This window comes from Devosia sp. BK, from assembly GCF_032907385.1.
Classification (GTDB): domain Bacteria; phylum Pseudomonadota; class Alphaproteobacteria; order Rhizobiales; family Devosiaceae; genus Devosia.
The window spans coordinates 1,898,578-1,913,129 of the sequence record NZ_JAIMBX010000001.1 but is presented as its reverse complement, the minus strand read 5'-3'; the positions used below and the strand labels follow the sequence as shown (position 1 = coordinate 1,913,129).

The 14,552-nt window shown below is 60.2% G+C and carries 14 protein-coding genes; 9 read left to right on the top strand and 5 right to left on the bottom strand.

What is annotated here, in order from left to right; all coding sequences use genetic code 11:
- Positions 1–52 precede the first annotated feature (52 nt).
- A complete protein-coding gene (gene dusA, locus DevBK_RS09290; protein WP_317185214.1) occupies positions 53–1,075 on the top strand; it encodes a tRNA dihydrouridine(20/20a) synthase DusA in 1,023 nt (340 codons plus the stop codon).
- Here the strand turns inward: dusA and DevBK_RS09285 are convergent, their stop codons facing one another.
- Positions 1,076–1,762 carry a TIGR02281 family clan AA aspartic protease gene (locus tag DevBK_RS09285; protein ID WP_317185213.1) on the bottom strand — a complete coding sequence of 229 codons (687 nt, stop codon included), beginning with the start codon at positions 1,760–1,762 and terminating at the stop codon, positions 1,076–1,078.
- 185 nt (positions 1,763–1,947) lie between these two features.
- Here DevBK_RS09285 and cobT point away from each other — a divergent pair, with 185 nt between their 5' ends.
- Complete coding sequence (gene cobT / locus DevBK_RS09280; RefSeq protein WP_061908009.1) at positions 1,948–2,970, top strand: nicotinate-nucleotide--dimethylbenzimidazole phosphoribosyltransferase; 1,023 nt, start codon at positions 1,948–1,950, stop codon at positions 2,968–2,970.
- Here cobT and DevBK_RS09275 read toward each other — a convergent pair.
- Entirely contained in the window at positions 2,951–3,583 is a 633-nt protein-coding gene (locus tag DevBK_RS09275; RefSeq protein WP_156464019.1) for a DUF6683 family protein, read from the bottom strand. The two genes, cobT and DevBK_RS09275, sit on opposite strands and share 20 nt — an antisense overlap.
- Before the next feature lie 71 nt (positions 3,584–3,654).
- On the bottom strand, positions 3,655–5,178 hold the full coding sequence (locus DevBK_RS09270) for a sensor histidine kinase (protein WP_061908011.1): 1,524 nt from the start codon (positions 5,176–5,178) through the stop codon (positions 3,655–3,657).
- Positions 5,179–5,450: 272 nt separating this feature from the next.
- Here DevBK_RS09270 and DevBK_RS09265 point away from each other — a divergent pair, with 272 nt between their 5' ends.
- Together DevBK_RS09265 and DevBK_RS09260 are read left to right on the top strand one after the other, a co-directional pair.
- Entirely contained in the window at positions 5,451–5,930 is a 480-nt protein-coding gene (locus DevBK_RS09265) for an Lrp/AsnC family transcriptional regulator (RefSeq protein ID WP_061908104.1), read from the top strand.
- Positions 5,931–5,933: 3 nt separating this feature from the next.
- Entirely contained in the window at positions 5,934–6,338 is a 405-nt protein-coding gene (locus tag DevBK_RS09260; RefSeq protein ID WP_061908012.1) for a VOC family protein, read from the top strand.
- A gap of 1 nt (position 6,339) precedes the next feature.
- On the opposite strand, the gene moaA is transcribed toward DevBK_RS09260, so the two are convergent.
- On the bottom strand, positions 6,340–7,353 hold the full coding sequence (gene moaA, locus DevBK_RS09255) for a GTP 3',8-cyclase MoaA (protein ID WP_317185212.1): 1,014 nt from the start codon (positions 7,351–7,353) through the stop codon (positions 6,340–6,342).
- A 116-nt stretch (positions 7,354–7,469) separates the two neighbouring features.
- Positions 7,470–8,060, bottom strand: a complete 591-nt coding sequence (locus DevBK_RS09250) for a L,D-transpeptidase (RefSeq protein ID WP_244484042.1) — start codon at positions 8,058–8,060, stop codon at positions 7,470–7,472.
- Positions 8,061–8,308: 248 nt separating this feature from the next.
- On the opposite strand from DevBK_RS09250, the gene rpiA reads away from it, so the two are divergent.
- The 5 genes from rpiA (at position 8,309) to DevBK_RS09225 (ending at position 14,538) form a co-directional block, all read left to right on the top strand.
- Positions 8,309–9,007 (top strand): ribose-5-phosphate isomerase RpiA, encoded by a 699-nt coding sequence (gene rpiA / locus DevBK_RS09245; RefSeq protein ID WP_061908013.1) that lies wholly within the window; start codon positions 8,309–8,311, stop codon positions 9,005–9,007.
- 34 nt (positions 9,008–9,041) lie between these two features.
- Complete coding sequence (locus DevBK_RS09240; RefSeq protein ID WP_061908014.1) at positions 9,042–9,557, top strand: DUF2059 domain-containing protein; 516 nt, start codon at positions 9,042–9,044, stop codon at positions 9,555–9,557.
- A 105-nt stretch (positions 9,558–9,662) separates the two neighbouring features.
- Entirely contained in the window at positions 9,663–11,039 is a 1,377-nt protein-coding gene (gor, locus tag DevBK_RS09235; RefSeq protein ID WP_317185211.1) for a glutathione-disulfide reductase, read from the top strand.
- An 89-nt stretch (positions 11,040–11,128) separates the two neighbouring features.
- On the top strand, positions 11,129–12,505 hold the full coding sequence (locus tag DevBK_RS09230) for a class II 3-deoxy-7-phosphoheptulonate synthase (protein ID WP_061908108.1): 1,377 nt from the start codon (positions 11,129–11,131) through the stop codon (positions 12,503–12,505).
- Between the two features lie 110 nt (positions 12,506–12,615).
- Positions 12,616–14,538, top strand: a complete 1,923-nt coding sequence (locus DevBK_RS09225; RefSeq protein WP_317185210.1) for a PAS domain-containing protein — start codon at positions 12,616–12,618, stop codon at positions 14,536–14,538.
- Positions 14,539–14,552: the final 14 nt, after the last annotated feature.

Genomic DNA, 14,552 nt, shown 5'->3' with positions numbered 1-14,552 from the left:
GGAAAGGTCTATTCCACGCACCTCCTGATTAAAAAAACGTGTTTGCGCGCTGATGACCGACCAGAAGCGCGGCCATGCCGTTTCCCTCGAGACCGCACGCCGCTTCTCCGTTGCCCCGATGATCGACTGGACGGATCGGCATTGCCGTTACCTCCATCGCATCCTCACGCGTCGCGGTCTCTTGTTCACCGAAATGATCACAACAGGCGCGATCCTCAACGGCGATACCGAGCGCCTGCTGCGCTTTGATCCCGTCGAGCAGCCTGTCGCTCTCCAACTTGGCGGGTCCGATCCCGCCGATCTCGCCGCCTCTACCCGCATCGGCGACGAGTTCGGCTATGATGAAATCAACCTCAATGTCGGTTGCCCATCGGACCGCGTGCAGTCGGGCAAGTTCGGCGCTTGCCTCATGGCCGAACTCGACCTCGTTGCCGACTGCGTCCGCGCCATGCGCAGCGCAACCGACAAGCCCGTCACCGTCAAATGCCGCATCGGCATCGACGATCAGGACACCGAAGAGAGCCTGGATCGCTTCGCCGATAAGGTTGCGGAAGCCGGCGTTGCCGCGCTTTATGTCCATGCGCGAAAAGCCTGGCTTCAGGGATTGAGTCCAAAGGAAAACCGCACGATCCCGCCGCTCGATTACCCGCGTGTTCACCGGCTCAGCGCGCGCCTTGCACCCTTGCCGATTGTGATCAATGGCGGCATCGAAACCTTTGATGACATCGCTGTCCATCTCCAGCACATGCACGGTGTCATGATAGGCCGTGCCGCCTATCAAAATCCAATGCTGCTGGCCAAAGTCGATGAGCGCCTCTTTGGCGACGCACCACGCGACATTACCCTTGCCGATGTTATGCATGAGATGGCCGATTACGCCGAAACCCAGCTTCGCGACGGCGCCCGCCTAAACAATATCTCGCGCCATATGCTGGGCCTCGCCAATGGCCGTCCCGGTGCGCGCCAATTCCGCCAAATTCTCAGCGTCGATGCCTGCCGACCCAATGCCGGCACGGAAGTGTTCCTCCAGGCGCTGGCGGCTGTCGAAGACCGCGCCGAGGTCGCTGCCGAGTAATCAGTCGCGCAGCAAGAGCGAGTTCTGGCTCACGCTATATTGGCCCAGCGTTTCGAGGAACGTCTGGCCTAGAAGGCTCGTATCGAGCGCGCCATCCTCGGCCACAAAGGCCGCGATATTGCGCCGGCTGATCCCGCCAACCTCGATGTTCTTGAGCCGCGCCCGCGCCGCCATGCCCGTTCCATTGGCCGTCGAAACCGGCACCGTATAGCGCAATCCCTCAAGATCGATCCCCGCCGCCTCGGCATCGGCGCGCGTCAGCACCACGGCGCTTGCCCCGGTGTCAAAGATCATCGGCGTCGTATGGCCATTGATCGTCGCCGCGATTTCAAAATGCCCGCCAAAGCCGCGCCGGAATTCTGCCGTACGATTTTCGCTATCGACGACGGCGACACCCGGCTGCAATTCGCCAGTCACCCGACCGACGACACCCAGTAATTCGTCACGATAGGCGTAGCCCACGCCCACTGCTGCAAAGATCGCAACCCAAAGCCCGACCGCGCCCAGCAATTCTGCCGCGCGGCGCCGCCTGGAGAAAAGCCCGCCAGCAAATACAATCAGGATCACCACCATTGGCACGAGTTGGGCGGTCTGTGTCTGCGTCAGGCCGATCATGCTCCCGGCATCGGCAGATATCATCAGGGCAATACCCACGGCGACGAGAAGCGCAATCCCTATAAAGATCATCGTCGTCGTCGCTCCGTTGGCCTATGCCTATGGATTAAGGGGAGCAGCGCGGCCATTTCAAGGCTTGGCAGCAGCGAAGTTCCCCCGCCTTAACGCCGCAGGCACGCCTCGGCTCCAGTCTCAATTGCATTCGGCGCGGTTCTGAGCAACAAGTCCGCACCAATCGCCCTTCACCGGACTGCCCCATGCCTGCGCTCAATCCCGCCTTTGCCGATATTCTCGAACTGCTGATGGCTGTGCCGGATGGGGACGAAGCGGCCGTGGCGGCCGTGCGCGAACGCGATGCGGATTTGACCAAACCGGCAGGCTCGCTCGGTCGTCTCGAACAGCTCGTCGAGTTCCTCGCGCGCTGGCAGCACCGGAAAGTGCCGCGTCTCGATAATCCCATGGTCACGGTCTTTGCCGCCAATCACGGTGTCGCGGCGCAGGACGTGTCGGATTTCGCCCAGGAAATGACCGCCGAAATGGTCGCCAATTTCACCAATGGCGGCGCGGCCATTTCGCAGATTTGCGCTCTCCACGAAATCAACCTGCGCGTATTCGAACTCGCGCTCGAGCTCCCCACCGCAGACATCACCCAAGCCGCCGCGCTCGACGATCAGATGTGCGCCGCCACCATTGCCTATGGCATGGAAGCGGTCGCTGGTAAGCCCGATCTTATCGGCCTCGGCGATATGGGCATCGGCAACACCACCGTCGCCGCCGCCATTTTTGCCGCGCTCTATGGTGGCACCGGCGCTAATTGGGTCGGGCAGGGCTCCGGCAGCCATGACGCACACCGCGCCAATAAGATCGACGCCGTCGACCTGGCCCTCGCCTTCCACGCCGGCCAGCTCGATCATCCGCTCGCCATTCTGGCCCGCGTCGGCGGCCGCGAGATCGCTGCCATCCTCGGCGCCCTGATCGCTGCACGCCACCAGAAAGTCCCTGTCGTTATCGATGGCTATGTAGCAACCGCCGCTGCCGCCATTGCCCATGCGGTCAACCCCGAAGCTATCGACCACTGCCTATTCGCACACGTCGCCGACGAAGGCGCCCACGCACAGGTGCTCGAACGCCTCGGCAAGAAGCCGCTGCTCAATCTCGGAATTTATCTCGGCGAAGGCACGGGCGCAGCGCTCGGCGTCGTCCTGATCAAGACGGCGCTCCACCTCCACACCAATATGGCGACCTTCGAAAGCGCGTCGGTCAGTCGGCCGCTGGCGTGACAGGTCGTACCCTTGGCATGAACCCCTCTGAGCCGGGCTCAAGGGTCAAGAGATCGACGCCCATTTCCTGACGGAAGCGGGTGGCCGAGGCGAGGGCTAGCCTGCCGAGGGTTGCCACATCCTTGCTGGCCATCGCCTGGTTCAGCGCTGCATGCTCGACGAGGAATTTGAGGATATATCCCTCAGCCATTTCCTGCCGCTGCAGATTGTCGAGCGTGCGAAAACTTGCATCATTCGCCATGGCCGCGGCGATTTGCGCCCGTACTGGTCTGTTGTCGATCTTGCTGTTGTAGCGGGCATTGGCAGTCACCCAATTGAGTACCCAATAGGCGGTCAACGCATCGGCCACATTGCCGGTCTTTAGCCCGTCCTTGGCCACCAGATCCTGCCAGATTTCCAGCGCGGGTCGCTCGGCAAACGCTGCCGCAAGACTATTGCGCACCTCGACGCCGACCGACCAGCGAACCGAGTCGAGGAATTGGCGCTGGATACGCGCCGATATGATCGTTGAAGGCGGATAGCTGGTGTCGAAAACCTGGACCGGTTTCTCCTGCGCAAAGGCGAGGGTCGGGAGCAGGATCAACAACGACAAGAACCGAGCAAGCGACTTCAAATTCGATACCCCTAACTGGACCGCAATGGAGGGCCCGATAGGGGCAAATTTGAGACGCCAAATGCTCGGTTTCAACCAACCTGCGAGTAAATCTCGAGCTTGTTGCGACGCTCGGTCACCGGGGCCAGCGCATCCATCACGCGAGCACGCGGGAAGGTCGCAATGACTTCAGTGCCGAAGCGGAGCTTTGAGAACAGATCGAACCTGCCCTGATGGAGGTCCATGATCCGCTGCACGATCGGCAGACCGAGACCCGCACCCTGTTCCGCCGTCTTTTGGGCGAGTGACCCTTGGCCGAACGAGGACAGCACCGTCTCGATTTCGTTCTCCGGAATGCCCGGACCGTTATCCTTGACCGAAAGCAACTGCCCGCCATCGGCGCTGCGCGTTACGAGTAGCATCACCTTGCCATGCTGGGGCGTGAACTTGATGGCATTGCTCAGGAGGTTCAGCACCACCTGGCGAATGGCGCGTTCGTCACCCCAGATTTTCGGCAGGTTATCGCCATAGCTAAAGGTCAACTCGATACCCTTGGACTTGGCGCGCAATTGCATCATGCGCTGGCAATCGTCGGCGATATCGATGATCGAAACCGCTTCCTCATGCAGCTCATATTTACCGGCCTCGATACGGCTGAGGTCGAGCAATTCGTTGATGAGGTTGAGGAGATGCTGCCCGCTCGAATGGATGTCGCCGGCATATTCTTTGTATTGCGGCACCTGGTGCGTGCCCAACAGTTCGGATTTCAGCACTTCTGAAAAGCCGATGATGGCGTTGAGCGGCGTGCGCAGCTCGTGGCTCATCGTGGCGAGAAACTGGCTTTTGGCGATATTGGCCTGCTCGGCATGTCGCCGCGCCTCTTCCGACATCTGCCGCGCTTCTTCCAGTTCCGCGATCAGCGAGTCCTTTTCGGACTGGTGCGACAGCGTCTCAAGCTCCGAGCCATAGAGCTGACGAGCAAGGAACAGGAAAAAGATTTCGCCGCAGACGGCAACGCCAGCCAGCGTATAATTCATCGTGCCACCGAGCCAGACAAGGCTGATCGCCACGCTGATCGTCACCGGTAAAGTGCTCATCAGCGTCGCCGGGGGCAGCGTGTGCGTCGCGATCGCATTGGCCGCGATGCTCACCAGCACCATGGCAAACATCACCGGCGCCACATCCGTCGGAGCCACAAAGGCGGAAACGGCGAGGAGCGAAAGCGTCAAGCCATAGAAGGTTTCGGCGGCAACAAAACTCGTCGTCCAGTTCGCCGCATTGAATTTGCTGGGGTCCTGGTCGATGAACCGGCTCGCAACCAGCACCACCACCAGCAAACTGACGATCACCAGCCCCGCCCAAAGTGCGGAGAAAATGACTGGTACCCAAAAACTCGAGACGATGGCGAGGATGCAGACGACCGCTGCCATGGGCAGTGCTGCCTCACGACGCGAAGCGGCATAATCATGCATCAGTTCGAAGTCGAATTCCGCACGGGTGCCGGAGCTGGATGTCAGCTTCTGGCGTGCCTCAAGCACGGTCTTTTGGGCAGCGCGTTTCCCGTCACGGCCCATCAAGGCGCGCACGTCCGCGTTATTGGCCGGCTGAGACGGCATGAACGGTACTCATTACTAAACCACGCAGTAACAACGGGTCACTGCTACGCTCGCTGCCAACGTAGTCAGGGCGTGGTTAACATGACGTGAAACTGGAACGCCGCATCTGCGTTACCTGCTGCGGACGATCGTACGTCCACCAGAAGTCATATGATAAGTCGACGAAGCAATTTTATTGCGCAATGTAAGTCCTTATGGCAGTTTCCGCTGCGCGAATGCCCAATAAAATCGCTGCAAGAAAAATCTGATTTCGCCGAGAGGGCCGGATGGCACTGGATAAGATCGACCGCAAGATACTGACGCTGCTCCAAAAAGACGCCACAATGCCCGTCGCCGAGATCGGTCGCAAAGTTGGCTTGTCGACCACCCCTTGCTGGCGCCGTATTCAGAAGATGGAAGAAGACGGCGTCATTCAGCGTCGCGTTGCGGTGCTCGACCCCAATAAGGTCAATGTCGGCGTCACCGTTTTTGTCTCGGTCAAGACCAACGAGCACAATGAAGCCTGGATGCGCAAATTCTCCGGCGTGATCGATGAATTCCCCGAGGTGGTCGAATTTTATCGCATGAGCGGCGATGTCGATTATCTCATGCGCGTCGTCGTGCCCGACATTCAGGCCTATGATACGTTTTACAAGCGCCTCATCAGCAAGATCAATCTGACCGATGTCAGCTCCGCTTTTGCCATGGGCCAGATCAAGTACACGACAGCCCTGCCGCTCGACTTCGCCATAGTCGTGGACGACGACAAGTAAGCCATGCTCATTGCCTTTGAACATGTTGGTATGACCGTGTCGAACATGGATCGGGCGGTCGCATTCTATTGCGACCTGCTCGGGCTCACGCTCGCACAACGCAATAAGGTTGATCGTGGTGAGATCGGCTTTTTCGATACCGGCGCCGGCATGCTCGAAGTCTTTGCGCCCGATGCGGCCACCGTCGACCGCTTCCGCGACGTGCCTCTCCACGAAGCCGGCATCCGCCACTTGACCTTCGCCTATTCAGATTTGGCCAAGGTGCTCGGGCGCCTTGAAGCTGCCGGTGTCGAGGTGATCGAAGGACCACGTGGCGCTCGCAATACGCCACTGATCAAACAGCTCGCTTTCGTGCGCGATCCCGACGGCATCATGGTGGAACTGATCGAGCGCGGTGAAGGGCGCTAGGCTATCCGCCGGTGACGCTCATATGCCGCGCAACCGCCGGCGCCGGTGCGTTGCGATCAATGACGAAGTCATGCCCCTTGGGCTTGATCAGCATCGCATGGTCGAGTGCCGCATCGAGCCCCGCCCGACCCCCATCGCGCAATGCGTCGCGCAGGTTCACCTGATCATCCTGCCCAAGGCAGAGGAAGAGCTGGCCGGTCGCCGTCAGCCGCACCCGATTGCAGCTTTCGCAGAAATTGTGGCTCATTGGCGTGATGAAGCCGAGCACGCCGCCCGTTTCCGCCACATGGTCATAGCGCGCCGGTCCGCCGGTCTTTTTGGCTAATCGTGTCAGGGTGTACCGGTTCGCGAGACGCTCATGCAACTCTCGCAGCGGCAGATAGGTGTCAACACGGTCTAGCCCGACTTCACCGAGCGGCATGCCCTCGATTAGCGTTAGGCCCATGCCGCGCCCATGCGCCCAGGCCATCATCGGCTCGATCTCGTCATCATTGACGCCGCGCATCGCCACCATATTGATCTTGAGGCTCAGCCCCGCAGCCTGTGCTGCATCAATTCCGGCCATCACGTCAGCCAGCCGCCCGCGCCGTGTAATGGTCGCAAAACGCTCCGCATTGAGCGTATCGAGCGATACATTGATCCGCCGGACACCCGCTGCAAACAAGCCTTCAGCATGCTTTGCCAATTGGCTGCCATTCGTCGTGATCGTCAGCTCTTCGAGCCCCGATCCGATCCGCTCACCCAGCGTCCCCACCAAATCCATGATGTCGCGCCGCACCAACGGTTCGCCGCCCGTCAGCCTGATCTTGGTCGTTCCCCGCGCTATAAAGGCCGAAGCGATCGTCTCGACCTCTTCAAAGCTCAGCACATCCTTCTTGGGCAGAAAAACCATGTCCTCCGCCATGCAATAGACACAGCGAAAATCGCAGCGATCCGTCACCGAAATGCGCAGATAGCTGATGGTTCGGCCAAAAGTGTCGACCAGCGGACGTTTGGGAGCGAAAGGCGCGTTCATGGCTTCAATGTAAGCGGTGCCGCATGAGATGGAAACCATGGTCGAGCAATGTTGTTGCCCCGGACAAAACAAAAGGGCCGCCGAAGCGACCCTTTCAATTCCTTAGTCCATCAACCTTAGTGGTTGACGACGATCGTCGCGCCAACCTTGACGCGCTCATAGAGGTCCGCGACGTCATCATTGGTCAGGCGGATACAGCCCGACGAGACGGCCTGGCCGATCGACCAGGGCTCGGACGTGCCGTGCACACGGTAAAGCGTCGAGCCGATGTAAAGTGCGCGGGCGCCGAGCGGATTTTCCGGGCCGCCAGGCATATAGGCCGGAAGGTCAGGGACGCGCTTGCGCATGGCGGCAGGCGGAGTCCAGCCGGGCCATTCGGCCTTGCGGGTGATCCGGTGCGTGCCGGACCAGGTGAAGCCATCGCGGCCGACGCCGATGCCATAGCGCAGCGCCTTACCGTCTTCGAGCACGAGATACAGGCGGCGTTCGCCGGTCTCGACAACGATCGTGCCGACTTTATAGTTCGTCACATAGTCGACGAGCTCTTTCTTGATCGGGCTGCCGCCACGACGCGGGGTGGTGACGACCTTTTCTTCCCACGTATTCGTATCGGTGTTGTAGACGGTTACAGCCCGGCTCTGCGCAGTCATCGAAAGCGCCACCAGGACCGACAGACACACGGCCATTGCCGCTCTCGAAAACTTCATGCTCGTCCAGGCCTCTGAAAGTTCGGCGGCGGTTGATTCGCGTGCCGTAAGTAATGCCGCTATTTACATTTCTCAATTCTAGGCGAGAAGTCTTAACAGTCACCTTTTGGCCACATAAATGGCGGGTACGCCACACTCTGTTGCACGGAGGTGACAGTGCGTGTTCACCAATGATCCAGACCGGCGCTGCGCAAGGGTTGACAGCGGGGCAGGGGAGCTTGCATCACCCTTGGCCAAAGTGAGGAAAAATGTCCGAAGACCTCAAACGCGAAGCCGCACGCCGTGCGCTTGAAGATGTTCGCCCCGGCATGCGCCTTGGCCTCGGCACTGGCTCGACCGCCCGCCACTTCGTTGACCTGCTCGGCGAGCGCGTCGCGCAGGGACTCGATGTCATCTGCGTGCCGACATCCGAAGTCACTGCCGAGCAGGCACGCGGCCTCGGCATTCCGCTGTCCGATCTCGATCGTCTTGGCCGCATCGACCTCACCGTCGATGGTGCCGATGAACTCGATGCCAATCTCAATCTGATCAAGGGCGGTGGCGGCGCGCTGTTGCGCGAAAAGATCGTTGCCGCCGCGTCGAGCACCATGATCGTCATTGCCGATAGCTCCAAGGTCGTCGACACGCTGGGGCGCTTTCCTTTGCCCATCGAGGTCAATCGTTTCGGCCTTGGCGCTACCCGCGCCCTTGTTGCCGAAACGCTCAAGGCACACGGTGCCGAGGGTGCTCTCAAGCTGCGCGGCGAAGACAAGGGCGAAGTCTTCGTGACCGATGGTGGACACCTGATCCTCGATGCTTTTTTTGGCCGCATTTCGCAGCCAGAAGCGCTGTCACGCGATCTGCTCGATATTCCGGGAGTAGTCCAGCATGGGCTCTTCCTCAATATGTGCAGCAAGGCTTATGTGGCGGCGCCTGATGGCGTAAAAACACTTCTCAAGGGCAACTGACCTCAAGCCCGCAACTGAAGACATGGGGAACCGGATGAACATGGATTTTATGCGCGGCGCCAAGGCGATCTTCGCCGCAGTCGTCACTGCCGGCATGATCGGTCTGGCCGCTCCTGCTTTCGCGCAGGAAGTTGCGCCTGAGCAGTTGGCGCTCGCCCGCAAATATATCGATCTGACCGATCGTGGTGCTGTTTACGAAGTGACTGTCGTCGAAACCGGCGTGCGCACCATGCAGCAGATCGTGCAGCAGAATCCGGAAATCATCGATCAGACGAACGCCGCGATCACCAAGGTCATCGAGGAATATCGCGGCCGCAAGGGCGAACTGCTCGACCAGTTTGCGCGTGTCTATGCCCTGCGCTTCACCATGGAAGAGCTCCAGCAGATCGTGACCTTCTATGAATCGCCGACCGGCGCGAAGCTGGCTCAGGCCAATTCCGAACTGAACACGGATTTGCAGCGCGTCATGCAGGTTTTCTCGGGTAACCTGCAGCGCGAATTCTTCGCCAAGGTTCGTGCCGAACTCCGCGCACAGAATATCGAGCTCTGATCGATCGAACGTTTGAATACCGGCCCCGCCCTTGTGCGGGGTCTTTTTTTGTCGGCAAGATAAATTATCTATATCGTTAGATTACGATGAAGCATGGGGGCGAGCATGGCTTATGATTATGATCTCTTGGTAATCGGGGCTGGCTCTGGCGGCGTCCGCGCCGCCCGTATGGCTGCGACGTATGGCGCCAAGGTCGCGATCATCGAGGAATTCCGCGTCGGCGGCACCTGTGTCATCCGCGGCTGCGTGCCGAAAAAGCTCTATGTTTATGCCTCCCGCTTTTCCGATCAGTTTGATCTCGCGCCCAGCTTCGGCTGGCAGGTCGAGGCGAGCTTCGATTGGCCGACCCTAGTCGCCGCCAAGGAAAAGGAAATCACCCGGCTCGAATCCGCCTATACGGCCAATCTCGAAAAGCCGGGCGTCGAAATCATCAGGGATCGCGCCGTCGTCACCGGGCCCAATAGCCTGCGCCTCACGGGTTCAGGTCGTGAACTCACGGCTGAGCGCTTGTTGATAGCAACCGGGTCTCACCCCTTCATTCCCGAAGTGCCCGGCGCCGAATTCGGCATCACCTCTAATGAGGCCTTCGATCTTCCGACGCTTCCCAAGACCATCCTCATCGAGGGCGGCGGCTACATCGCTGTGGAATTTGCGACCATTTTTGCCGGTCTCGGCGTCGATACGACCCTAATCTATCGCGGCGATTGCATCCTGCGCGGCTTTGACGAAGACATGCGCCGTGGTCTTGAAGCCGCGCTCACCACCCGTGGCGTGCGCACCATCTATCAAACCACGATCGCCTCGCTCGCCAAGGCTGGTGATAAGGTCCAGGCGACCCTGAGCGACGGCATCACTGCGCCATTCGATGTCGTCATGTTCGCCACCGGGCGCCGCGCCAACACCACTGGCCTTGGCCTTGAAACCGCAGGCGTCAAACTCAACGACAATGGCAGCATCGCCGTCGACGCCTATTCGCAGTCTTCGACCCCCTCGATCTATGCTGTCGGCGACGTCACGGGCCGCGCGCAATTGACTCCCGTTGCGATCCGCGAAGGCTGGTACTTTGCCGAGACCGTTTACAACAACAATCCGCAGAAGGTCGATTATTCGCTGATCCCGACGGCCGTCTTCAGCGAGCCTGAGATTGGCGTTGTGGGCCTCTCCGAGGAAGAAGCCGCCACCCATGGCGATGTCGACGTCTACCTCGCGCGCTTCCGTCCCATGCAGAATACGCTCTCGACCCGCACCGAGCGCATGGTGATGAAGCTCATCACCGAAAAGGACGAAGGCAAGGTCCTCGGCGTCCACATCTTTGGTCCCGGCGCAGGTGAAATGATCCAGCTTGTCGGCGTCGCCATGAGCATGGGTGCGACCAAAAAAGACCTCGATCGCACCATCGCGCTCCACCCTACGGCCGCAGAGGAACTCGTGACCTTCAAGTCCCCGAGCTACACTTATCGCGAATGCAAGAAGGTGGGGTAGACGGCAAAGTCTGGTTTGGACTTGGCAGCCCGTGTAGGTATTGCTAGACCGCCCCAACCCGCAAGATGCCCCGCGTGAGCGAGATGACCATGACCACTTGGACCCCCAGCAGCTGGCGCGAAAAGCCTGTTCTTCAGGTTCCCGCCTATCCTGATGCCGCTGCCTTGGCTGAGGCCGAGCGTCAACTTGCGTCGTTTCCGCCGCTGGTTTTTGCCGGCGAGGCGCGTGAACTCAAGTCTCGCCTCGCGGCCGTCGCCCGCGGCGAGGCCTTCCTGCTGCAAGGTGGCGATTGCGCCGAAAGCTTTGCCGAGCACGGCGCGGACCACATCCGCGACTTCTTCCGCGTCTTTCTGCAGATGGCGGTGGTCCTGACCCACGGCGGCTCCAAGCCCGTCGTCAAGGTGGGCCGCGTCGCTGGCCAGTTCGCCAAACCCCGTTCGGCGGACACCGAAACCATCGAAGGCGTCGAGCTGCCGAGCTATCGGGGCGACATCATCAACGCCATCGAGTTCACCGAAGCCGCGCGCGTGCCCGATCCCGATCGCATGTTGCAGGCCTATCGCCAGTCGGCCGCGACGCTGAACCTGCTTCGCGCCTTCTCCATGGGTGGTTATGCCGAACTGACTCGCATCCACGAATGGACCATGGGCTTCATGAAGGGGTCCAACTGGAACGTCCGCTTCGAGGAAGTCGCTCGCAAGATCGATGACGCCATCACCTTCATGTCGGCGCTCGGTCTCAATCCGGACAATACGCCCGCGCTCAAGCAGACGAGCTTTTACACCAGCCACGAAGCCCTTCTGCTTGGTTATGAAGAGTCGCTGACCCGTCGCGATTCCATCTCCAACAATTTTTACGCGACCTCCGGCCATATGCTTTGGATCGGCGACCGCACCCGCCAGCCCGATGGCGCGCACGTCGAATACTTCGCCGGCATTCACAATCCCATCGGCATCAAGTGCGGCCCAAGCCTTGCCAATGACGATCTCCTGCGCCTCCTCGATCGCCTAAATCCGACCGATGAAGCCGGCCGCATCACGCTGATCTCGCGCTTCGGTGCCGATAAAGTTCACGAACATCTGCCGCGTCTCGTTGAGACCGTTCAAAAGGCTGGCCGCACCGTCGTCTGGTGCTGCGACCCGATGCACGGCAATACGATCAAGGCCTCGACCGGCTACAAGACCCGCCCCTTCGACCGCGTCCTCACCGAAGTACGCAATTTCTTCGAAGTGCACCGCGAAATGGGCACCTATGCCGGCGGCGTCCACATCGAAATGACCGGCGACGATGTCACTGAATGCGTCGGCGGCCTGTCGGCAGTAACAGAGACAACACTGGCCGATCGCTACAACACCTATTGCGACCCTCGCCTCAATGCGAGCCAGGCGCTGGAGCTGGCTTTCCTGGTTGCCGAGGAAGTGCACGCCCAGAAGCCCCCCGCCCAGCGGCGGCTCGCTGGCGAATAGACCGGCGCTTAGAGTGAACCTGAGAGGGGGCCGCGCGTTCATCATCGGCGCGCGGTCTTTTCTTTGTCCACTTTTAGGCCAAGACAGTGCCGCGCAAGAGTGAGTAGGTAATGCCGAGATCTCTGTTTCCCCTGGCCGCACCCGAGGTCCGCGCTGAACTCGAGCGCGATCCGACCGTCAAATTGCTCAATGACTATGATTGGTCAAGCAATCCCTTAGGCCAAATTCCCGATTGGCTGGAAAGCCTCAAAGGCGCCGTACGCCTGATGATGGTCGCTTCGACGCCCATGGTCATGATGGTCGGCCCGCAAGCCATCCTCATCTATAACGATGCCTATGGGGTCTTCGCCGGCCAGCGCCACCCCGAGATCTTTGGCATGCCAGCCCTCGAAGCCTGGCCCGAGATCGCCGATTTCAATCGCCAAAACGTCGAGCGCGGCCTGACCGGCGAGTCATGGACGCTGAACGACCAGGAACTACTGCTCAATCGTCACGGAGCGCCCGAAACCAGCTGGATGGACCTTCATTACAGCCCCATCATGGGGGATGATGGCTATTCCATGGGTACACTTTGTATTGTCCATGAAACCACGGCCCGTATCCTGGCCGAAAAGGCCCTCGCGCGTAGCGAAGAGCGCCTGACCCTTGCCCTCTCAAGCTCAGCCCTCGTCGGCACCTGGGATTGGGACACAATCAACAATGTCGTCACGGCCGACGATCAGTTCGCCAATCTCTACAATGTCGATTCCCAGATCGCCGGCCTCGGCGCGCCCATCGAGCAATATCTGCTGGCGGTCGAACATGAGGACCTGCCGCGCGTAAACGACGACCTCCAGCGCTCTTTCTCCACTGGCGCCGACTTTCGCAGCGAATACCGCGTTGTTGCCCCAGATGGCACGCGCCGGTGGGTTGTGGCTTCTGGCCGTCCCCGCTTCAATGCCGAAGGTCAGGTCTATCGTTTCCCCGGTGTTGCGATCGACATTACAGAACAACGCCGTGCCGCCGAGGCGCTCGCCAAGAGCGAGCTCGAATTCCGCACGCTTGCCGACACCATGCCGCAGATGATCTGGGCCACCCAGCCTGACGGCTACCACGACTACTATAACGCCCGCTGGTACGAGTTCACCGGCATGCAACCGGGCACCACCGACGGCGAAGGCTGGAACGACATGTTCCACCCTGACGATCAGGAAGAAGCCTGGAAGCGCTGGCGTCACTCGCTCGAAACCGGTGAGCCCTACCAGATCGAATATCGCCTCCGCCATCACAGCGGCGAATATCGCTGGACCCTTGGCCGTGCCCTGCCGATCGTCGACAACAACGGACGCATTCTGCGCTGGATCGGCACCTGCACTGACATCCACGAGTCGCGAAAGGCTGCCGAAGAGCGAGAACTTGTCGCTCAGGAACTCAGCCACCGCATCAAGAACATCTTTGCCGTTCTCACCGGGATCGTGTCGCTGTCGGCCCGTGGCCGCCCAGACATCAAGCCCTTCGCCGATCAGTTGCGTCAGCGTATCTTTGCGCTTGGCGAGGCCCACGACTTCGTGCGCCCCCAAACCTACCTGTCGGAAAGCTCGAAGGGGCACGGGACCTTGTCCGCCTTGGTCGCTCGCCTCCTCCGTCCATACGAGGGCGAAGATGGATCGAGCCGGATCCGCTATGCGGGTGACGACACCATCATTGACGATGCCGCAGCTACGCCCCTGGCGCTTCTCTTTCACGAGCTTGCCACCAATGCCGCCAAATACGGCGCGCTGCAGGGGCCCGATGGTTGGGTCGATCTCACAGGTCGGCGCGACGGCGACGACTTTCATCTCACTTGGAAAGAGCGCGGCGGCCCTGTCACCTCGGCCCCAGCCCAGCTATCCGGCTTCGGATCGCGCTTGATCGAACTGTCCGTCACCGGCCAGATGCGCGGTCAGATCGAGCGTCTGTGGGAAGATGATGGTCTCAAGGTCGAGCTGACATTACCGCTCGCTTCGCTCATGCGCTCAAGCCGCCTGCAGGTAGAAAAAACAGAGGACGCCTGAGGCGTCCCAAAATC